The 19,502-nt window shown below is 73.0% G+C and carries 17 protein-coding genes; 4 read left to right on the top strand and 13 right to left on the bottom strand.

Going from position 1 to position 19,502, the window contains the following annotated elements:
* Positions 1 to 8 precede the first annotated feature (8 nt).
* The 12 genes from FKD65_RS36990 to FKD65_RS36935 form a co-directional block, all read right to left on the bottom strand.
* Positions 9 to 1,016 carry a LacI family DNA-binding transcriptional regulator gene (locus FKD65_RS36990; protein WP_141583646.1) on the bottom strand — a complete coding sequence of 336 codons (1,008 nt, stop codon included), beginning with the start codon at positions 1,014 to 1,016 and terminating at the stop codon, positions 9 to 11.
* Complete coding sequence (locus FKD65_RS36985) at positions 1,000 to 2,250, bottom strand: MFS transporter (protein ID WP_141583643.1); 1,251 nt, start codon at positions 2,248 to 2,250, stop codon at positions 1,000 to 1,002. Before FKD65_RS36985 ends, FKD65_RS36990 begins: the two co-directional genes overlap by 17 nt.
* Positions 2,247 to 3,611 carry a GH1 family beta-glucosidase gene (locus FKD65_RS36980; RefSeq protein WP_141583641.1) on the bottom strand — a complete coding sequence of 455 codons (1,365 nt, stop codon included), beginning with the start codon at positions 3,609 to 3,611 and terminating at the stop codon, positions 2,247 to 2,249. Before FKD65_RS36980 ends, FKD65_RS36985 begins: the two co-directional genes overlap by 4 nt.
* A complete protein-coding gene (yicI, locus tag FKD65_RS36975) occupies positions 3,611 to 5,902 on the bottom strand; it encodes an alpha-xylosidase (protein ID WP_141583639.1) in 2,292 nt (763 codons plus the stop codon). Before yicI ends, FKD65_RS36980 begins: the two co-directional genes overlap by 1 nt.
* Positions 5,899 to 6,792, bottom strand: a complete 894-nt coding sequence (locus FKD65_RS36970) for a carbohydrate ABC transporter permease (RefSeq protein WP_141583636.1) — start codon at positions 6,790 to 6,792, stop codon at positions 5,899 to 5,901. Before FKD65_RS36970 ends, yicI begins: the two co-directional genes overlap by 4 nt.
* Positions 6,789 to 7,703, bottom strand: coding sequence for a carbohydrate ABC transporter permease (locus FKD65_RS36965; protein WP_141583634.1), 915 nt, complete (start codon positions 7,701 to 7,703; stop codon positions 6,789 to 6,791). Before FKD65_RS36965 ends, FKD65_RS36970 begins: the two co-directional genes overlap by 4 nt.
* Positions 7,700 to 8,986: an extracellular solute-binding protein gene (locus FKD65_RS36960; protein ID WP_141583631.1), complete on the bottom strand. Its 1,287-nt coding sequence runs from the start codon at positions 8,984 to 8,986 to the stop codon at positions 7,700 to 7,702. The genes FKD65_RS36965 and FKD65_RS36960 overlap by 4 nt, the downstream gene beginning before the upstream one ends.
* 160 nt (positions 8,987 to 9,146) lie before the next feature.
* Positions 9,147 to 10,535 (bottom strand): cellulose binding domain-containing protein, encoded by a 1,389-nt coding sequence (locus FKD65_RS36955; RefSeq protein WP_141583628.1) that lies wholly within the window; start codon positions 10,533 to 10,535, stop codon positions 9,147 to 9,149.
* A 21-nt stretch (positions 10,536 to 10,556) separates the two neighbouring features.
* Positions 10,557 to 11,348 carry a putative hydro-lyase gene (locus tag FKD65_RS36950; protein WP_141583626.1) on the bottom strand — a complete coding sequence of 264 codons (792 nt, stop codon included), beginning with the start codon at positions 11,346 to 11,348 and terminating at the stop codon, positions 10,557 to 10,559.
* Entirely contained in the window at positions 11,345 to 12,235 is an 891-nt protein-coding gene (locus FKD65_RS36945; RefSeq protein WP_141583624.1) for a biotin-dependent carboxyltransferase family protein, read from the bottom strand. Before FKD65_RS36945 ends, FKD65_RS36950 begins: the two co-directional genes overlap by 4 nt.
* Positions 12,232 to 12,840, bottom strand: a complete 609-nt coding sequence (locus FKD65_RS36940) for an allophanate hydrolase subunit 1 (protein WP_141583622.1) — start codon at positions 12,838 to 12,840, stop codon at positions 12,232 to 12,234. The genes FKD65_RS36945 and FKD65_RS36940 overlap by 4 nt, the downstream gene beginning before the upstream one ends.
* Before the next feature lie 7 nt (positions 12,841 to 12,847).
* A complete protein-coding gene (locus tag FKD65_RS36935) occupies positions 12,848 to 14,002 on the bottom strand; it encodes an NRAMP family divalent metal transporter (protein WP_240810396.1) in 1,155 nt (384 codons plus the stop codon).
* 233 nt (positions 14,003 to 14,235) lie between these two features.
* Between FKD65_RS36935 and FKD65_RS36930 the strand changes: the two genes are divergently transcribed.
* Entirely contained in the window at positions 14,236 to 14,940 is a 705-nt protein-coding gene (locus FKD65_RS36930; protein ID WP_141583617.1) for a GntR family transcriptional regulator, read from the top strand.
* Between the two features lie 34 nt (positions 14,941 to 14,974).
* Here the strand turns inward: FKD65_RS36930 and FKD65_RS36925 are convergent, their stop codons facing one another.
* Positions 14,975 to 15,601: a GntR family transcriptional regulator gene (locus FKD65_RS36925; RefSeq protein ID WP_240809779.1), complete on the bottom strand. Its 627-nt coding sequence runs from the start codon at positions 15,599 to 15,601 to the stop codon at positions 14,975 to 14,977.
* Between the two features lie 149 nt (positions 15,602 to 15,750).
* Here FKD65_RS36925 and pdhA point away from each other — a divergent pair, with 149 nt between their 5' ends.
* From pdhA to FKD65_RS36910, 3 genes are read left to right on the top strand one after another with little or no spacing between them, the layout of a single operon-like run.
* Positions 15,751 to 16,875, top strand: coding sequence for a pyruvate dehydrogenase (acetyl-transferring) E1 component subunit alpha (pdhA, locus tag FKD65_RS36920; RefSeq protein WP_141583612.1), 1,125 nt, complete (start codon positions 15,751 to 15,753; stop codon positions 16,873 to 16,875).
* A 9-nt stretch (positions 16,876 to 16,884) separates the two neighbouring features.
* Positions 16,885 to 17,934 (top strand): alpha-ketoacid dehydrogenase subunit beta, encoded by a 1,050-nt coding sequence (locus tag FKD65_RS36915; protein WP_141583610.1) that lies wholly within the window; start codon positions 16,885 to 16,887, stop codon positions 17,932 to 17,934.
* Positions 17,931 to 19,241, top strand: coding sequence for a dihydrolipoamide acetyltransferase family protein (locus tag FKD65_RS36910; RefSeq protein WP_141583608.1), 1,311 nt, complete (start codon positions 17,931 to 17,933; stop codon positions 19,239 to 19,241). Before FKD65_RS36915 ends, FKD65_RS36910 begins: the two co-directional genes overlap by 4 nt.
* The last annotated feature ends 261 nt before the right edge of the window (positions 19,242 to 19,502 follow it).

Here is a 19,502-nt window from a genome sequence, read left to right as displayed (position 1 = left end):
GCCCGCTGTCAGCGGGGCGCGGGCGCGCTGCTGGCGCGCCTGGTCAGGGTGGGCGGGAGCAGGGTCGCGGCGGGCACGTGCGCGCCGTCGAGCTTGGACATCAGCAGTTCCACGGCGCGCCCGCCGACCTCCTCGGCGGGGATCGCCACCGACGACAGCGGCGGCTCGGCGTGCTCGGCCAGCTCGTCCGGGCACAGCGCGACGACGGAGACGTCCTCGGGGACGCGCCGGCCCGCCGCGCGCAGCGCCCGCACGACCGGCCCGACGACCGGCTCGTTGTGGACGAGGACGCCGGTGAGGCCGGGCCGCTCGGCGAGCAGCCGGGCGACGAGCTCGCGGGCCGCGTCGGCGGTCGACTCGCACGGGTGGACCTCCCCGGCCAGCCCGTGCTCGCGGACCGCGGCGGCGAACCCGTCGGCGACCCGCTGGGCGTAGCCGGTCTGCCGCGCGTACACCTCGGGCGGCGAGCCGATCAGCGCGATCTCGCGGTGGCCGAGCTCCGCGAGGTGCTCGACGCAGACCGCGCCGGCGGCGTGGAAGTCGAGGTCGATGCAGGTGAGGTCGCCCGCGTCGGCGGGGAAGCCGATCAGCACGCTCGGCCGGTCCAGGGAGCGCAGCAGCGGCAGCCGCGGGTCCTCCATCTGGACGTCCATGACGATCAGCGCGTCGACCAGGGCGCTGTCGGCGACGCGGCGCAGGCCGTCCTCGCCCTCCTGCTGGGTGAGCAGCAGGACGTCGTGGTCGTGGCGGCGCGCGGCGGTGACGACCGAGACGGCGAACTGCATGACGACGGGCACGGCGATGCCGGAGCGAAGCGGGATCATCAGCGCCAGCACGTTGGAGCGGCTGCTGGCGAGCGCGCGGGCACCCGCGTGCGGCCGGTAGCCGAGCTCGCGGATGCTCTCGCGGACGCGCCGCCGGGTCTCCTCGGAGATCGAGCGCTTCCCGCTCAGCACGTAGGAGACCGTGCTCGGCGACACTCCCGCGTGCCGCGCCACGTCAGTGATCTTGACCACGGACCGTCCCGTCGTCCTCGTAGCGGTTCAGAGTGCGAATGATGGTAACCCCGCCCGAACCGGTCGGAGCGCGGACGCGCGCGGGCCGGTCGGCCGCGATCACAGCGAGCGCCGTCCCGGCGACCGCGGCGCCCGCGAGGGCCGTGCCGCGAACGCCGGTCACCGGCAGCAGGACGCCGCCGAACAGGGCGCCGCCGGCGATGCCGACGTTGAACGCGGCCGACGTCCAGGCCGAGGCCACGTCGGTGTCGCCCGGCGCCGACTCCATCACCCGGGCCTGGAAGGCGGTCGCGGCGCACGGCAGCCCGATCCCCAGCAGGACGAGCATGAGGACCGCGGGCACGGCCGCCGTGCCGAAGGCGAAGAGTCCGAGCAGGGCGGCCGCCAGCACCGCGGCGGACCCGGCGAGCAGGGCGCGCGGGCCACGGTCCACCACGATGCCGGCGACGACCACTCCCGCGATGTCGGCGGCGCCGTTCGCGAGCAGGAGGGGGCTGACGGCCGAGTCCGGGAAGCCGCTGACGCGGGTCAGGAACTCGGTGACGTAGGTGAAGGCGGTGAAGACGCCGCCGACCACCAGCATGATCGTGACGACCAGCAGCCGGAAGCGCCGCGCGTCCGGCGCGGACGCGGGGACGGGGTCGCGGCCGCCCGCCTCCCCCCGGGGCAGCAGGGCGGCGAGCGCGGCGAAGGACACCAGGCAGAGGACGGCGAGCGCCGCGAAGGACATCCGCCATCCGGCGGCCCGTCCGAGCCAGGCGCCGGCGGGGACGCCGAGGACGATGGCCAGGGACCCGCCGCCGAACACGTAGGCGGCGGCCCGGCCCCGCGCCGCGGGCGGCAGCAGCCCGGCCGCGGCGACGACGGCGACCGGCCAGAACACCGCCTGCGCGAGCGCGGTCACCAGGCGCGCGGCGAACAGGAACCTGTAACCGGGAGCGGCCGCCGACGCGAGCGTCATGACCAGGAAGACCGCCATGACGCCGGTCAGCAGCGGGCGGCGCCCCACCCGGACCGTGAGCCGGACGAGCGGGACGGACACGACCGCGACCACCACCCCGTAGCCGGTGACGAGCAGCCCGACCGCGGACGTGGAGACCTCCAGGTCGTCCGCGATGACCGTGAGCAGCCCGATCGGCAGGTTCTCGGTCGTGGCGAAGGCGAAGGCCGCCAGGGCCAGCGCCGCCACCGCCGCGCCCGCGCGCCGGGAGCACACCGCGCGCCCGGAGTTCATGAGGGGCCGCGGGCGACGGCGTCGCGGTACCAGGAGGCGCTGTCCTTCCAGGTGCGGTGGCCGGTGGCGTAGTCGACGTGGACGAGGCCGAATCGCTTGGAATAGCCGTAGGCCCATTCGAAGTTGTCCAGCAGCGACCAGGCGAAGTACCCGCGGACGTCGGCTCCGGCCGCGCACGCCCGCTCCACCGCGGCGATGTGGTCGCGCAGGTAGGCGATGCGGCGGTGGTCGCGCACGCGGCCGTCGACGTCCACCACGTCGTCGAACGCGGCGCCGTTCTCGGTGACCATCAACGGCGTGCCCGGGTACTCGCGGTGCAGCCGCAGGAGGAGCTCCTCCATGCCGGTCGCGTCGATCGGCCACCCCATCGCGGTGAAGGGGCCGGGCTGCTCGGCGAACTCGACGGCGTCGCAGCCGACGAACGGGGTGGCCGCGCCCCTGCGGTGGCCGTCCGCGTGGGCGCGCGGCGCGGCGCCGTCCCAGTCCTTGACGAGGGTGGGCGAGTAGTAGTTGACGCCGAGGACGTCGAGCGGCGCGGCGATGATGTCCCCGTCCCCGTCGCGCAGGAAGCCCCAGTCGGTCAGGGACGCCGTGTCCTCCAGCAGGTCGGCGGGGTATCCCCTGCCGAGGATCGGGTCGAGGAACACGCGGTTGGAGACGGCGTCCACGCGCCGGACCGCCTCCGCGTCGCCGCGCAGGTGGTGCAGGTTGAGCGTGACCGAGTGCCGCGCGTGCGGCGACACCACGCCGCGCAGCGCCCGGACCGCCAGGCCGTGCGCCAGGTTCAGGTGGTGCGCGGCGGCGAGCGAGTCCGCCGGGTCGGTGCGGCCGGGCGCGTGCACGCCGGACGCGTAGCCGAGGAACGCCGAGCACCACGGCTCGTTCAGCGTCGTCCAGGTGTGGACGCGGTCGCCGAGGACGCGCCCGACGCGCTCGGCGTAGTCGGCGAACCGGCGGGGCGTGTCACGGTCCGGCCAGCCGCCGGCGTCCTCCAGGGCCTGCGGCAGGTCCCAGTGGTAGAGGGTCGCGACCGGGGCGATGCCGTGCTCCAGCAGCCCGTCGACCAGGCGGGAGTAGAAGTCCATCCCCTGGGGACTCGGCGTCCCGTCCGGCAGGACCCGCGACCAGGAGATGGAGAACCGGTACGCGCCGATGCCGAGCTCGGCCATCGTCGCGACGTCCTCCTCCCAGCGGTGGTAGTGGTCCGTGGCGACGTCGCCGGTGTCGCCGTTCAGGACCTTGCCGGGGGTGTGGCTGAACGTGTCCCAGATGGACGGCGCCCGCCCGTCCTCCCGGGCCGCGCCTTCGATCTGGTAGGCGGCGGTGGCCGCCCCCCACAGGAACCCTTCCGGGAACCCCATCAGCTCTCCTCTTTCAGGGTGATGACCAGTTCGCCACCGGCCGCCTTGATGAGAACGCCGTGCGGATGCTCTGAGGGTTCACCCCCCTCGACCCCTGCCACGCGCGCGTTGACGAGAAGAACGTTCCAGGCTCCCTCACCTGTCACGCGCACGTTTTCACCGTTTCTCACCGTCGTGAAAGCGGTGTCGCCCACCCGGGTGACGACGGTGGCCCCGTCTGCGGGCTCGTACACGCGCAGGGTGACGCCGTCCGCGTGGTCGTAGTCGGGACGGTCGTCCACGGCGCCCTCGGGAACGACCGCACCCGGCCTGACCAGCAGCGGCACGCTGCCGAACCCGTGCCGTTCGCGGACCCAGCGGCCGCCCTCGACGCGCTCGCCGGTGAGGTAGTGCGTCCACACGCCTTCGGGCACGTAGTAGGCCACCTGCCCGTCGGACGAGAACACCGGCGCGACGAGCAGGTCGTCGCCGAGCATGTACTGGCGTTCCAGGTGCGTGCAGGCGGGGTCGTCCGGGAACTCGACCACCATCGCGCGCATCATCGGCAGCCCCTCCCCGTAGGCCTGGCGGGCGGCGCCGGCCAGGTAGGGCATGAGCCGCATCTTCAGGCGGGTGAAGTGCCGCAGGACGTCCACCGACTCCTCGTCGAACAGCCAGGGCACCCGGTAGGAGTGGCTGCCGTGCAGGCGGCTGTGCGAGGACAGCAGCCCGAACGCGATCCACCTCTTGAACAGCGCCGGGTCGGGCGTCCCCTCGAAGCCGCCGATGTCGTGGCTCCAGTAGCCGAACCCCGACATCCCGAGCGACAGGCCGCCGCGCAGGTTCTCCCCCATCGCCTCGAAGGTCGATTCGCAGTCGCCGCCCCAGTGCACGGGGAAGCGCTGGGCTCCGGTCGTGGCGGACCTCGCGAACACCACTGCCTCCCCCTCACCGCGCTTCTTGCGCAGCAGGTCGAAGACGGTCTGGTTGTAGAGGTAGGTGTAGTAGTTGTGCGCCCGCTCCGGGTCGGAGCCGTCGTGGTAGACGACGTCGGTGGGGATGCGCTCGCCGAAGTCGGTCTTGAAGCAGTCCACGCCCATGTCGATCAGCGCTTCGAGCTTGCCGGCGTACCATTCCCGCGCCTCGGGGTTGGTGAAGTCGACGACGGCCAGGCCGGGCTGCCACTTGTCCCACTGCCACACGTCGCCGTCCGGCCGGGTCAGCAGGTAGCCGCGCGAGCGCCCCTCCTCGAACAGCGGCGAGCGCTGCCCGATGTAGGGGTTGATCCAGACGCAGATCCGCAGGCCGCGGTCGCGCAGCCGGCGCAGCATCCCCTCCGGGTCGGGGAACACCCGCGGGTCCCATTCGAAGTCGCACCACTGGAACTCGCGCATCCAGAAGCAGTCGAAGTGGAAGACGCTGAGCGGCAGGTCGCGCGACGCCATCCCCTCGATGAAGGAGGTGACGGTCTCCTCGTCGTAGGACGTCGTGAACGAGGTGGACAGCCAGAGCCCGAACGACCAGTCGGGCAGCCGCGCGGGCCGTCCGGTGAGGGCCGTGTACTTGCGGAGGATCTCCTTCGGCGAAGGCCCGTAGATGAGGAAGTACCGCATCGACTGGCCCTCGACGCTGAACTGCGTCCTGGCGACGGCCTCCGACGCCACCTCGAACGAGACCCGCCCGGGGTGGTCGACGAAGACGCCGTAGCCCGCGTTGGTCAGGTAGAACGGCACGTTCTTGTACGCCTGCTCGCTGGCCGTCCCGCCGTCGGCGTTCCAGACGTCCACGGCCTGGCCGTTCTTCACCAGCGGTCCGAAGCGCTCACCGAGCCCGTAGACGAAGTGGTCGACGCCGAGGTCGAGCTGCTCGCGCACGTAGTGGCGGCCGTCGTCGGTGTCGATGATCGCCTGCGCCTTGGGCGCGCTGCCGGTCAGGCGGCGCCCCCCGGCGAGGAAGTCGACGCCCCACTGCTCGCCGCGCCCGACCCGGACCGACAGGGCGCCCGAGGTCAGCGTCGCCGCCTCGTCGTCGACCGACACCTCCCCGGTCGGGTCGGCGGCCAGCTCGAAATCGGGTCCGCGGCGCCGCCCACCCGCGAAGTGGGTGAGGGTGACGCCGACGACGTCCGGCATCGGCGACTCGCACGTCACCGTCACCACCGGCCCCTTGAGCAGGTCGCCCCGGTGCCGGATCCGCTGCACCGGCGCGTGCACCGTGAACGTCCCGGGTCCGGTGTCCACGTCGAGGACCTCCACCGGATGCGAGGCGCGCACACCCTCGCGCAGCATCCAGTAGCCGTCACTGAACTTCACTTGATGGCCCCCGCAGTGAGTCCGCGCGAAAGAGTTCGCTGGAAGATGAGGAAGAACGCGACGGTCGGGAGAAGGCCGAGGAGCGACGCGGCGCTGGACATCGTGGCGTCCATGAGGCGCTGGCCCTGAAGCACGCCCAGCGCGACCGAGACCGTCTGGTTCTCGTTGGAGATGAGGAAGACCATGGGGATCAGGAACTCGTTCCAGGTCCACACGAAGAAGAAGACGAGCAGCACCGACATCGTCGGCCGGACGACCGGGACGACGACCCGCCACAGCACCTGCCACCGGCCGGCGCCGTCGATCCGCGCGGCCTCCAGCAGCGGGCGCGGGAACGCCGACATCACCGACGCCAGCAGGTAGGTGCCGAACGCGCTCTGGATCACCGTGAACACGATGATCACGCTGAGCCTGGTGTCGTACAGGCCGATCTTCTTCGACATGTAGTACAGCGGGTAGACGAGCGCCTCCTGCGGCAGCGTGTTCGCCAGCAGCAGCAGGGCGAGCACCCACATCCGCCCCCTGATCCGGCCGATGCCGAGCGCGTAGGCGTTCAGCACCGACAGCAGCACGGCGAGGACGGCGACCGAGCCGCTGATGAACACGCTGTTCAGCAGGACGTGCCCGAAGTCGACGCGCTCCCAGAACTGCCGGACGCCGTCCAGCGAGATGCCGTCCGGCGGCGACAGCGGACCCGCCGAGGAGTACTCCTCGGGCGTCTTCAGCGCGTTGGAGACCACCACGACGAACGGGATCAGCATCACGCCGGCGAGCGCGACCAGCGCCACCAGCACCGCGTACGCGGACGGACCGCGGCGGCGGGCCCGCCCGGCCGTGCCCCTGCGGTCGCGCGGAGGCGCGCCGGTCTTCCTCGCGAGCGTGGCGGTCATCGCTCCTCCCCGAGCTCGCGTCCCTGCATGCGCAGGAAGACGACGGTCAGCGCCACGATGATCAGCGTCAGCACGGTCGCGATCGCCGAGCCGTAGCCGACGTCGGACTTCTCGAAGAAGTTGACCCAGGAGTAGTAGGACGGCACGTTCGTCGCCCCGCCCGGGCCGCCCTTGGTGAGCACGAAGATCTGCGGGAACGCCTTCAGCGCGGCGATCGTGGTCCAGAGCAGCACGACGAAGATCTCCGGCCGGATCTGCGGGACGGTGATGTGCCAGAAGCGGCGGCCCCAGGCGGCGCCGTCGATCTCGGCCGCCTCGTACAGCGACGGGTCCACCCGCTGGAGGCCCGACATGAAGATCACCAGCGGGAAGCCGATCTGCATCCAGACCATGACGCCGACGACGCTCCACAGCGCGGTGGCCGGGTCGCCGAGCCAGTCGTGCGCGAGCGAGCCGAGGCCCACCGCGTCCAGGAGCGCGTTGACCGCGCCGTTCTCCGGGGCCAGCAGCCAGCTCCACACCACGCCCGCGATGACGACCGGCAGCACCTGCGGCAGGTAGATGCAGGCGCGCAGGACGCTCGCGGTGCGCGGCCCGAAGTGCCGGCCGACCAGGTCGGTCAGGGCCGAGGCCAGCACCAGCCCGATCACCGTCGGGACGATCGCCATCCCGACGATGATCAGGACGTTGTGCCGGAACGAGGCCCAGAACTCCCCGTCCTCCACGAGCTCGCGGTAGTTGGCGAGCCCGATCCACTTCGGGGACCCGACGCCCGACCACTCGGTGAGGCTCGTCCCGATGTTCATCAGGAACGGCACGCCGATGACGGCGGTGAAGAGGAGCAGGCCGGGGAGCAGGTAGGGCAGGTAGCCCCACTGCTCCCGCGGCCGGCCGCGGCCCGGTACCGTCACTTCGGCAGGCCGCCGTCGTAGGTCTTCTGGATGCCGCTCAGGACCTCGCCCGGCGCGGTGCCGTTCATCAGCTTCTGCGTCTGCGCCACCCAGGCGTCGTAGAAGCCGGCGACCGGCCAGTCCGGGTAGTAGGCGAGGCCGTCCGAAGCCGACAGCCGGTCGAAGTCGGCGATGAGCTTCTTGGCCTTGGCGTCGGTGATGGCGGACGGGTCCGCCGCGACCGGGACGCCGCCCGCGTTGGCGAGCGTGTTCTGCGCCTGCTTCTTCATCGTGATGTCGATGAAGTCGTAGGCGAGCTGCTTGTTCTTCGAGCCCTTCGGGACCACCCACAGGTTCCCGCCCGAGCCGAGCGTCATCTTCGCGCCGGGCCAGACGGCGGTCTCCCAGTCGAACTTCGCCTCCGCGGCGACCCGGCCGAACCACCAGCTCCCGGAGAACATCATCGGGTACTTGCCGCTCATGAAGGCGACCCCGGCGTCCTCCGCCTTGAGGCTGACGGACTTCTTGGCGATGTAGCCCTTCTTCACCCAGTCGGCGAAGGTGGTCGCCCCGTAGGTCCAGGCGGCGTCGTTGAAGTCGGCCTTGCCGGTGTAGCGCTGGAAGGCGTCCACCCAGGGGCGGTCGGCCTTGTCGAGGGCGAGCTGGTAGACGAACTGGTGCGCCATGTACTCGGCGCCCGCGTTGGTCAGCGGCGTGACGCCCTTCGCGACGAACTTGTCCATCGCCGCGGTCAGCTCGGCGAACGTCGTCGGGATCTCGACGCCGTTCTTCTTGAACAGGTCCTTGTTGTAGTAGACCTGCACGTACTCCGCATAGTCAGGGACGCCGTACCATTTGTCACCGCCCATGGTGCCCTTGGCGTCGTACTTGGCGGTGACCTGGACGTTCGGCTTGATCAGCTTGTCCCAGCCGCGCTTGGTGACCTCGGGGGTGAGATCGGTGAGCAGGCCCTGCCTGGAGAGCATGCCCGCGGTCGCGTTGCCCTTGTTGTACTCCATGACGTCGGGTGCGTCCTTGGAGTTCAGCACCATGGGCGCGGTCTTCTGGATCTGCTCGAAGCCCTTCTCCTCGAACTTCACCTTCACGCCTGGATGCGTGGACTCGAACTCCTTGATCGCCTCGGCCCACGCCTTGCCCATGGCGCTGTCGGGGGCCTCGTAGTGCCAGAGCTTCAGCTCCTTGCCGCCGGAGCCGCCGCCGTCGCCGTCGCCGCACGCCGTGAGCGACAGCGCCGCCGCGGCAAGGGCGGCGAGCAGCGCCGCACTCCTGCCTGCCTTGATCATGGGTCTTCCTCCGGGGTGGGACCGAGCGCCTGTCGAAGCGCTTCGATTGCCGGGATGTTAAGCCTTCGATCAGCCGCGACACAATAGGGCGAACTGCATCAATTCATTTCGGACCGGGCTGACCTGCGACGATCGATTGGGAGCGCTCCCAGAAGCGGCGTCAGCCGCGGCACTCCGCGCCGTTCAGCGTGAACCGCGAGGGCGCCCCGTTCGAACCGTCCTGGCTCCCGAGGAACCCGAACTCGGCCGTCCCGTGCGGCGGGATCGAGCGGTTCCACTCGGCCGCCGTCACCGTGACGGACGCCCCGTCCTGCGACCGGCTGCCGTTCCACAGCTGCGTGATCGCCTGGCCGTCCGGGAACGCGAAGGCCAGCGTCCAGCCGTCGATCGCGCCGCCGCCGAGGTTGGTGATCCGGACGGTCGCCTGGAAGCCGCGCGGCCACGTCCCGTCGACCCGGTACGACACCGAGCACGCGGTCGCCGCGGCCGACGTCCGGCCCGGCGACGCGGGCGGGGAGGCGGGCGGGGAGGCGGCCGGCGGTTTCGCGCCGGCCCGGTCGGAGGAGTCGGGCGCGAGCGCCGCCAGGAGCGCGGCCACCGCGCACAGCGCCCCGCCCGCGACCCCGGCGATCAGCAGTGGCCGCCGCCCGGGCCCGGGCCCGCGCCCGGCCGGGGCGGGGTCGTCCAGGACGCGGGTCGCCTCCCGGGGCCGGTCGGCGGGCGCGGTCCCGGCGGACGCGACGGCGCCGCCCGGCACGTGGAGCCGGATGCCGGCGGCGCCGGCCAGCACGCGGGCCGCGTCGGCGGCGGTCGGGCGTGCGCCGGGGTCCGGTGAGAGGCAGTCGCGGCAGAGGGTGGAGACCTCCTCCGGGGTGCCCTTCCGGAAGGAGGAGGAGGGCGTGGGCGGGGAGCCGGTCAGGCACTCGTGCAGGACGACGCCCAGGGAGTAGATGTCGGCGGCCGGAGTCGGGGGCGTGCCGGACAGCAGTTCGGGCGCGATGTAGGCCGGCGTGCCCACCACCGGCCCGCCGAGCGTGCCGGTGAAGGCGATGCCGAAGTCGAGGACCTTCACCTCGAGCGGGGTGAGGAACACGTTCCCGGGCTTGATGTCGCGGTGCACGATGCCGGCCTCGTGGGCGGCGGCCAGCGCGTCGGCGACCCGGGCGCAGATGACGGCCGCCTCCCGCCACGGCAGCGGGCCGCGCGACAGGCGGACGGCGAGGCTCTCGCCGTCCAGCAGCTCCATGACCACGTACGGGACCGGGGTGCTCTCGCGCCACCGGGCCCCGTCCGCGCCGATCCGGTGCTCGCCGTAGTCGTACACGCCGGTGATGCTCGGGTGGGTGAGGGCGGCGGCGGCCTGCGCCTCCTGGCGGAGCCGCCGCGTGAACTCCTCGGGCCCGCCCTCCTTGGGGACCTTGACCGCGACGGCGCGGTCGAGGACGGTGTCGACCGCGCGCCAGACGGTCGCCATGCCGCCGGCGCCGATGGGCCGCTCGATGAGGTAGCGCCCGCCGAGGCGTTCGCCCGCGGCGATGATCTCGGGCATGGGAGGAAGCCTATGCCGGACTCAGGGCACGAGGTAGGTGGTGTCGCGGACGTCCGTGATCGCCATGTGGCCGGGCGCGTGGCCGATGGCGAGCTTCGGGCGGGAGGCCATCACCGCCGCCTGCGGGGTCACGCCGCAGGCCCAGAAGACGGGGATCTCGTCGACGCGGATCTCGACCGGGTCGCCGAAGTCCGGTGCGGCCAGGTCCTCGATGCCGAGCTCGACGGGGTCGCCGACGTGCACGGGCGCGCCGTGCACCGAGGGGTACCGGGCCGTCACGCGCACGGCGTCGGCCACCTGCGCGGCCGGGACGGGGCGCATCGAGACGACGAGCGGGCCGCCGAACTCGCCCGCGCGGCGGCACATCCGGTTCGTCCGGTACATCGGGACGTTGCGGTTCTGCTCGATGTGCCGGACGGGGACGCCGGCCTCGCGGAGCGCGTCCTCGAACGTGAAGCTGCACCCGATGAGGAACGACACGAGGTCGTCGCGCCAGTGGGCGGTCACGTCGGACACCTCCGCGACCGGCTCCCCGTGCTCGTAGACGACGTAGCCGGGCAGGTCGGTGCGCAGGTCCCCGGCGAACAGGCGGGCCGAGGTCTCGCCCGGCTCGGTCACGTCCAGGACAGGGCACGGCTTGGGGTTGCGCTGCGCGAACAGGAGCAGGTCGTAGGCGTACTCGCGCGGCACGGCGATGAGGTTCGCCTGCGTCCAGCCCGCGCACCAGCCGGACGTGGGGACGCGCAGCCCGGCCCGGAACAGGGCCCTGGCCTGGTCCGGCGTCAGCGCGCCCGGGTCGAGGGGTCGGGTCATCGTCTGTCCTCCCGGAGGTTCGGTGCGGGGTGCGGGCGGAACCGGAGCCGCTGCCCGGGGCGGGCCTGGGCGGCGCGTCCGATGTCCGCGGAGGCGACCACCGCGATCACGGGGTAGCCGCCGGTGAGCGGGTGGTCGGCGAGGAACAGCACCGGCCGCCCGGACGGCGGGACCTGCAGCGCCCCGGTGACCGTCCCCTCGCTGGGCAGCTCGCCGCGCCCGGCGTGCTCCAGGCGGGGGCCGTCCAGGCGCATGCCGACCCGGTCGGCCTCACTGGTCACCGTGTAGGCGGCGGAGAAGAGGGCGTCCAGCGCGCCGGGGGCGAACCAGTCGTGGCGGGGGCCGGGCATCGCGCGCAGTTCCAGTTCCCCGCCGTGCGGCGGGCGGACGGGGGCGGCGTCCAGCAGCGGCGGGGCGGCGGGCGGCTCGCCGACGGGGAGCAGGTCACCGGGCTTGAGCGGGGCGGGGCCGATGCCGGAGAGCGTGTCGGTGGAGCGGGATCCGAGGACGGGCGGGACGGCGACGCCTCCGCGGACGGCCAGGTAGCTGCGCAGGCCCGCGGGCGGGGCGCCCATCCGGAGCTCGGCGCCGTCCGGCACGTGCACGACCGAGTAGGGGGCCTCGGCGCGGCCGTCCACCAGCAGCGGGGCGGGCGCGCCGGTCACCGCGGCGAACACTCCGCCCCGGCAGCGTACGTGCAGGCCGCCGAAGACGACCTCGATCGCGGCCTCCCCCTCGGGGTTGCCGAGCAGCCGGTTGGCGAGCCGGAGGGAGCCCGGGTCCGCGGCGCCCGACACCCCCACGCCGAGCGCCGCGTGACCCGAGCGGCCGAGGTCCTGGACAGTGGCCAGGAGCCCTGTGCGGAGAACGTCCAGCGCCCGCTTCATGGTTCCCGCCGGACGAAGCGGACCCGCGTTCCCGGGCGCAGGAGGGCGGGCGGGTCGCGTTCGAGATCCCATAGGACGGCCTCCGTGCGTCCGATGAGCAGCCAGCCGCCCGGGGACTCGACCGGGTAGACGCCGCTGAAGCGCCCGGCGAGGCCGACCGCGCCCGCCGGGACGCGGACGCGGGGCGTCGCGCGGCGCGGGACGTCCAGCCGCGGGTCGCCGCCCTCCAGGTAGCCGAATCCGGGCGCGAACCCGGTGAACGCGACCCGCCACGGAGTCCCGGTGTGCGCGGCGGCGACCTCGTCCGGGGCGAGCCCGGTGAGGCGGGCGACCTCGCCGAGGTCCTCGCCGTCGTAGACGACGGGGATCTCCACGTCGCCGGCGGCGCCGTCCGCCGTGCCCGGCCGGGTGGCGCGCACCGCGGCGGCCACCGCGGCCGGGTCGGCGGAGGGGTCGAGCAGCAGGGTCAGGGTGCGGGCCGCCGGGACGAGGTCGGCGACGCCGGGAGGCGGGGACGCCGCGAGCGCCGCGTACAGGCCGAGCATCGCCGGCAGGTCCGGCAGTTCGACCAGCAGCGCCGCGTCGCCGCTCGGGAGGATCCGCACCCCGCCCTCACCTCCACAGGTCGTCGAGCCCGGAAAGGCTGTTCCAGCCCAGGTAGAGCGACAGCAGCCAGGCCGCCACGCCGATGGCGAGGAGCCAGACCGGGTACCGGTGGCCGCCGAGCAGGTCGCGGCGGCGGGCGGCCGCCCAGAGCAGCACGGCGAGCCCGAACGGCAGGATCAGCCCGTTCAGCGCGCCCGCGAGGACGAGCAGCTTCGCCGGGGTGGTGCCGACCGCGAGGTAGATGGCGGCGGAGACGAGGATGAACGCGACCACCAGCCGGTTGCGGTGCCGCTCGACGAACGAGGAGAACGACACGAGGAACGACACCGAGGTGTAGGAGGCGCCGATCACCGAGGTGATCGCCGCCGACCACATGATCAGGCCGAAGACGCGCAGCCCCGCCTCGCCCGCCGCGTGCTCGAAGGCCGAGGCGGGGGCGTTCTCCTTGGCGAGGGTCACCCCGCCCGCGACGACGCCGAGGACGGCGAGGAACAGCAGCACGCGCATCAGGGCGGTGACGAGGACGCCGGTGACGGCGCTGCGGTTGATCTCCCGGACGTTCTCCGGCCCGGTGAGCCCGGACTCGATCATGCGGTGGGCGCCCGCGTAGGTGATGTAGCCGCCGACCGTCCCGCCGATCAGCGTGGTGATGACCAGGAAGTCGACGGTCTCGGGCGCGACGGTCTGCCGGAGCGCCTCCCCGAGGGGCGGCTCGGACACGAAGGCCACGTACAGGGTCAGCAGGATCATCACGCCGCCGAGCACGACGACGATCCGGTCCATCGCGACGCCGGCCCGCCGGACCAGGAAGATCGCGATGGCGGCCAGCGCGGAGACCGCGCCGCCGATCTTGACGTCCATACCGAGCAGCGCGTTCAGGCCGAGCGCGGTGCCGGCGATGTTGCCGATGTTGAAGACGAGGCCGCCGAACACGTCGAGCGCGGCGAGGCCGTACCCGGCGCCGGGCAGGACGCGGTTGCCGAGTTCCTGGGCGCGCATCCCGGAGACGCCGACGACGCGCCACACGTTCAGCTGGATCGCGATGTCCACCAGCACGGACACGAGGATCGCGAACGCGAACGCGGCGCCGAGCTCGGCGGTGAAGACGGTGGTCTGGGTGATGAAGCCGGGTCCGATGGCGCTGGTGGCCATCAGGAACATGGCGCCGGCGAGCGCGGCGCGGCGGGAGCGGACGGCCTGTTCGGGAGTCGTGTCGAGGGTCGCTGGGTCCGTCATGGGCGGGGCCCTTCCAGGGGGTTCGACTTTCCGCAAGCGTAGGGATTGTTCAACAATCCATCAAGAGACCTGTTGATGCATTTTCCGGTCGCCGAGGATAGGCTGGCCTCCCCGGATCTTCGCGCGGCATCCCGCGCCCGCCCCCCGGAAGGTGGTCGATGCCCGTGCCGGCGCAGGGTTCGTGGCTGACCGACATCGCGGCCGCCCGGCACGATCTCGACCGGACCAGCACCGCCGCGCGGATCGCCGACCTGCTGCGCGAGCAGATCACCGAGGGGCGGCTCGCCCCCGGCGAGCGCGTCCGCGAGGAGGAGCTGGCCGAGGCCCTGAAGGTCTCGCGCAACACCGTGCGCGAGGCGTTCCGGCTGCTGGTCAAGGAGCGGCTGCTCGTCCACGAGTTCAACCGGGGCGTGTTCGTGGGCCGGGTCACCGCCGACGGCCTCGCCGACCTCTACCGGGTGCGGCGGATCCTTGAGTGCGAGGGCGTGCGGTGCGCGCCGCAGGCCCCGCCCGAGGCGTTCGACCTGGTGGAGGCGGCGGTCCTGGACGGCGAGCGCGCCGCCGCCGCCGGGAGCTGGCCGGACGTCGGCACCGCCGACATCCGCTTCCACAAGGCCATCGCCGCGCTGGTGGGCAGCCCGCGGGTGGACGAGATGATCCGGCACCTGCTGGCCGAGATGCGGCTGGTCTTCCACGAGATGGGCTCACCGCGCGAGTTCCACGAGCCCTATCTCGCCCGCAACCGGCGGATCCACGACCTGATGGCGCGGGGCGACTTCGCCGCGGCCGAGCTGGAGCTGCGCTCCTACCTCGACGACGCGGAGGCCCAGCTCACGCGCGCCTACCGCGAGAAGCCGCGCTAGGGGCGCGCTCTCCCCAGGGGGCCTTCCGCGCGTTCTAGGGGGCGTAGTTCATGACGTGGTCGTGCAGGAGCTGCGGCGCGGCCGGGTCGGCGCGGCGGAACGCCTCGATCAGCTCGGCGTGCTCGGCCGACTTGGAGTAGATCTCCGTGTGGTGCAGGCGCAGGGACAGCGTCGTCCACAGCTCGATGCCGAGGCCCTCCCACACCGAGACGAGCAGCCGGTTCCCGGCCGTCTCGACGATCTCACGGTGGAAGGCGATGCTGAGCCGCATCTGCTCGTGCAGGTCGCCCTCCCGCGCGGCCTCGCCGAGCCGGCGGTTGTGCTCCTCCAGCGCGTCCAGGCAGCCGGCGAGCCGGGGCAGCGCCAGCTCCACGGCGGTCCGCTCCAGGCCGGCGCGGACGGGGAAGATCTCGGCCAGGTCCTGCTCGGTGAAGTCGCGGACCCGGGCGCCGCGGTTCGGCAGCGTCTCGATCAGCCGCTGCGCCTCCAGCTGGCGGAGCGCCTCCCGGACGGGCCCCTGGCTCACGCCCAGCTCTGTGGCGATGCGGCGCTCGACGATGCGCTCACCGGGCTCCCACCGGCCGGAGCTGATGCCCTCCACGATGAACTCGCGGATCTGGTCGGCGAGCCCGGTGCGGAGCAGCTGGGCGGAGGTCTTCACGAAACTGGATGGTAGCGCCACGGCCGGTAAGTGCCTCTTGACAGGGGGGTGGGTTCCGGCGGGTAGAATATGATCGATCATAGATCAATGATGATCGGGAGCGCCGTGGTGATCCTACGGCGCTGCCCCGGACAGAGGGAAGGTCGCCGATGGCTGAGACCGTCCAGTCGGTTGACAGAGCGGCCCCGGCGCGGAGCCGTCGGACGCGCGGCACGAAGGCCCCCCGGCCGCGGACCGGCGCGGCGCCGGAGGCGGCGCCCCCGGACGCCGACGCCGCCACGCTCGTCGGCTACTACCGGCAGATGCTGCTGATCAGGCGCTTCGAGGAGCGGGCCGCCCGCGCCTACACCGAGGCCAAGATCGGCGGGTACTGCCATCTGAACCTCGGCGAGGAGGCCACCGTCGTCGGGCTGATGGCCGCGCTGCGACCCACCGACTACCTGTTCACGAACTACCGCGAACACGGCTATGCCCTATCCAAGGGCATCGGCGCGGAGCGCGTCATGGCCGAGCTGTACGGGCGGTCGACGGGCGTGTCCAAGGGCTGGGGCGGGTCGATGCACCTGTTCGACGCCGAGGCCCGGCTGCTCGGCGGGTACGGGATCGTCGGCGGGCAGGTGCCCCTCGCGGCCGGCGCGGCGCTCGCCGTCTCCTACAAGGGCGGCGACGAGGTCGTGATGTGCCACATGGGCGACGGGACGACCGCGATCGGGGCGTTCCACGAGTCGCTGAACATCGCCTCCCTCTGGAACCTCCCCGTCGTCTTCGTCGTGATCAACAACGGCCTCGGCATGGGCACCACCGTCGAGAACTCCGCGGCCGAGCCGGAGCTGTACCGGCGCGGCGCCGCGTACCGGATGGAGAGCCTGCGGGTGGACGGCACCGACGTGCTCGCGGTGCGCGACGCCGCGCGCACCGCCGTCGAGCGCGCCCGCGCCGAGAGCAGGCCCTACCTGCTGGAGACCGTCAGCCCCCGGCTGAAGGGCCACTCGGTCGTCGACCCGGCCCGCTACCGGTCCAAGGAGGAGAAGGAGGCCCTGAAGGCCGCCGACCCCCTGGCCCGGATGGCGCTGGAGCTCGAGGAGGCCGGGGTCCTGTCCGCCGACGACCGCGACCGGCTCGACGCCGAGGTGACCGCCGAGGTCGACGCCGCCGCCGCGTTCGCCGACGAGAGCCCCGCCCCCGAGGTGTCCACGCTGTTCGACTACACCTACGCCACCCCGGTCCCGGGCGAGCTTCGCCGGCTCCCCGCCGACCCCGTATTCGGTTCCTGAGAGGCATCCATGGCAACCGCGACCTACCGCCAGGCCCTCCGGGACACGCTCCGCGCCGAGATGCTCCGCGACGAGAACGTCTTCCTGATGGGTGAGGAGATCGGGCTCTTCGAGGGCTCCTACAAGATCACCGAAGGGCTGCTGAAGGAGTTCGGGCCGCGCCGCGTCCGCGACACCCCGATCGCCGAGGAGGGCTTCGTCGGCGCCGCGATCGGCGCCGCGATGCTCGGCCTGCGCCCCGTCGTGGAGATCATGACGATCAACTTCTCGCTGCTGGCGCTGGACCAGATCGTCAACCACGCCGCGAAGATCTACGGCATGTTCGGCGGGCAGGCCAGCGTGCCGATGGTGATCCGCACGCCGGGCGGCGGCGGGCAGCAGCTCGGCGCCACCCACTCGCAGAACGTCGAGCTGTTCTACTCCTTCATCCCCGGCCTGAAGGTGGTCGCGCCGAGCACGCCCGCCGAGGCGTCGGCCATGCTGAAGGCCGCGATCCGGGACGACGACCCGGTGCTGTTCCTGGAGAACCTCGCCCTCTACAACACCAAGGGCGAGCTGCCCGCCGCGATCGAGGACATCGAGCCCGCCGAGATCGGCCGCGCCGCCGTGACCCGTCCGGGCACCGACATCACGATCATCGGCTACTCCCGGATGGCCCGCGTCGCCTCGGAGGTCGCCGAGACCCTCGCCGCCGAGGGCGTGTCCGCCGAGGTGGTCGACCTGCGCAGCCTGCGCCCGCTCGACCGGCAGACGGTCGTGGACTCCGTCCGCAGGACCGGCTGCGCCGTCGTGGCCGAGGACGACTGGCTCACCTACGGCATCGGCGCCGAGATCGCCGCGACGATCCAGGAGGGCGCGTTCGACTGGCTCGACGCCCCCGTCCGGCGCGTCGCGATGGCCGAGGTGCCCCTCCCCTACGCCAAGTCCCTGGAGTCGGCGGCGCTGCCGTCCGCCGAGTCCCTGCTGACCGCCGTGCGCGCCACGCTCCGCGCGACCGGCCGCACCGCGCCGGGGGCGGACGCCACGTCCCCGCGACCCGCTCTGGAGCCCGTGCGATGACCGAGATCCTCATGCCCCGCCTCTCCGACACGATGGAGGAGGGCGTCATCAGCTCCTGGCAGAAGCAGCCGGGTGACGAGGTCGCGGTCGGCGACGTCATCGTCGACATCGAGACCGACAAGGCGGTCATGGAGTACGAGGCCTACGAGGCCGGCGTGCTGGAGAAGATCCTGGTCGGCGAGGGCGAGTCCGCCGCGATCGGGGCCCCGATCGCGGTGATCGCCCCCGCGGGCGGCGCCCGCCCCGAGCCCGCGCCCGCGGCGGAGCCCGCCGCCGAGCCGGCGCCGGCTCCCGCCGCCGAGGCCGTGCCCGCGCCCGCTCCGGAGGCCGCCCCCGAACCGGCGCCGGTCGCCACGGCCGCCCCGGAGCGGGCCACCGGACGCCCTGGCGGCTCCCGCCCGCCGTCGTCGCCGCTGGCGCGCCGGCTGGCCCGCGACCACGGCATCGACCTGTCCGCGCTGAGCGGCTCCGGCCCCGGCGGGCGCATCGTCCGCGCCGACATCGAGGCCGCCGTCCGCGCCGGCGCCCCGGCCGCGCAGGCTCCGGCCGCACCGGCACCGGCCGCCGCTCAGGCTCCCGCGCCCGCACCGTCGGCGCCCGCCGTCCAGGCCCAGGCCGACGACCCGGACGTGGAGGCCGTCCCGCTGAACCGCTTCCGCAAGGTGGCGGCGCGGCGGCTGACCGAGAGCAAGCGCGAGGCGCCGCACTTCTACCTGAACCGCGAGGTGGACGCCGACGCCCTGCTGGCGTTCCGCGCGACCCTCAACGAGGCGCTCGCCCCGGCGAAGGTCAGCGTGAACGACCTGGTCGTGAAGGCGGTGGCGACCGCGCTGCGCGAGCACCCGGCGGTGAACGTCTCCTACACCGAGGAGAACCTGCTCTTCCACAAGCGGGTGCACGTAGGCGTGGCCGTCGCGGTCGAGGACGGCCTGGTCGTCCCGGTCGTCCGGGACGCCGACCACAAGAGCGTCTCGGAGATCGGCCGGGAGACGCGCGAGCTCGCGGGGAAGGCGCGCGACGGCAAGCTGTCCGCCCGGGAGATGAGCGGCGGCACGTTCAGCGTCAGCAACCTCGGGATGTTCGGGGTGGACTCGTTCTCCGCGGTGATCAACCCGCCGGAGGCCGCCATCCTCGCCGTGGGCGCGGTGCGCGACGAGCCCGTCGTCCGCGACGGCCAGGTCGTGCCCGGCAAGCGCATGGCGGTCACCCTCTCGGTCGACCACCGCGCCACCGACGGCGCGACGGCCGCGAGGTTCCTGGCCCGCCTCGCCGAACTCCTCCAGAACCCGCTGCTCATCGTCGCGTAGCACCTGACGCAGCACGAAGGCCCCGCCGGCCTCGGCGGGGCCTTCCGCGTTCGGGCGGTCGGAGTCCGGACGACCGCTCACCCGCCGCCCGCGACGGTGGTTCAGCGGTGGCCGTATCCGGCCAGGAGGCGGGACGGACCAATCAGATCCGGCGGGGGGTGCGAAGTATCCGCGGGCATGGCGAAGAGACCGGTCGATCCGGCGTCGCGGCAATGTGGCCCAGCGCCTCGGAAAGGCGCCGCCGCGGCGGGCACCCGGAGA

The organism is Actinomadura sp. WMMA1423 (genome assembly GCF_006547145.1).
Classification (GTDB): domain Bacteria; phylum Actinomycetota; class Actinomycetes; order Streptosporangiales; family Streptosporangiaceae; genus Spirillospora.
Note: the sequence above shows the minus strand (reverse complement) of the source record. Positions and strands in the feature narration are given on the sequence as shown.

What these genes read in the sequence shown, in the direction of transcription:
- FKD65_RS36985 (WP_141583643.1), bottom strand. Translation starts at nt 2,250, where the DNA reads ATGAACTCCGGGCGCGCGGTGTGCTCCCGGCGCGCGGGCGCGGCGGTG.
- FKD65_RS36950 (WP_141583626.1), bottom strand. Translation starts at nt 11,348, where the DNA reads ATGACCCGACCCCTCGACCCGGGCGCGCTGACGCCGGACCAGGCCAGG.
- FKD65_RS36980 (WP_141583641.1), bottom strand. Translation starts at nt 3,611, where the DNA reads ATGGGGTTCCCGGAAGGGTTCCTGTGGGGGGCGGCCACCGCCGCCTAC.
- pdhA (WP_141583612.1), top strand. Translation starts at nt 15,751, where the DNA reads ATGGCTGAGACCGTCCAGTCGGTTGACAGAGCGGCCCCGGCGCGGAGC.
- FKD65_RS36935 (WP_240810396.1), bottom strand. Translation starts at nt 14,002, where the DNA reads ATGTTCCTGATGGCCACCAGCGCCATCGGACCCGGCTTCATCACCCAG.
- FKD65_RS36960 (WP_141583631.1), bottom strand. Translation starts at nt 8,986, where the DNA reads ATGATCAAGGCAGGCAGGAGTGCGGCGCTGCTCGCCGCCCTTGCCGCG.
- FKD65_RS36955 (WP_141583628.1), bottom strand. Translation starts at nt 10,535, where the DNA reads ATGCCCGAGATCATCGCCGCGGGCGAACGCCTCGGCGGGCGCTACCTC.
- FKD65_RS36930 (WP_141583617.1), top strand. Translation starts at nt 14,236, where the DNA reads ATGCCCGTGCCGGCGCAGGGTTCGTGGCTGACCGACATCGCGGCCGCC.
- FKD65_RS36945 (WP_141583624.1), bottom strand. Translation starts at nt 12,235, where the DNA reads ATGAAGCGGGCGCTGGACGTTCTCCGCACAGGGCTCCTGGCCACTGTC.
- FKD65_RS36915 (WP_141583610.1), top strand. Translation starts at nt 16,885, where the DNA reads ATGGCAACCGCGACCTACCGCCAGGCCCTCCGGGACACGCTCCGCGCC.
- FKD65_RS36970 (WP_141583636.1), bottom strand. Translation starts at nt 6,792, where the DNA reads ATGACCGCCACGCTCGCGAGGAAGACCGGCGCGCCTCCGCGCGACCGC.
- FKD65_RS36910 (WP_141583608.1), top strand. Translation starts at nt 17,931, where the DNA reads ATGACCGAGATCCTCATGCCCCGCCTCTCCGACACGATGGAGGAGGGC.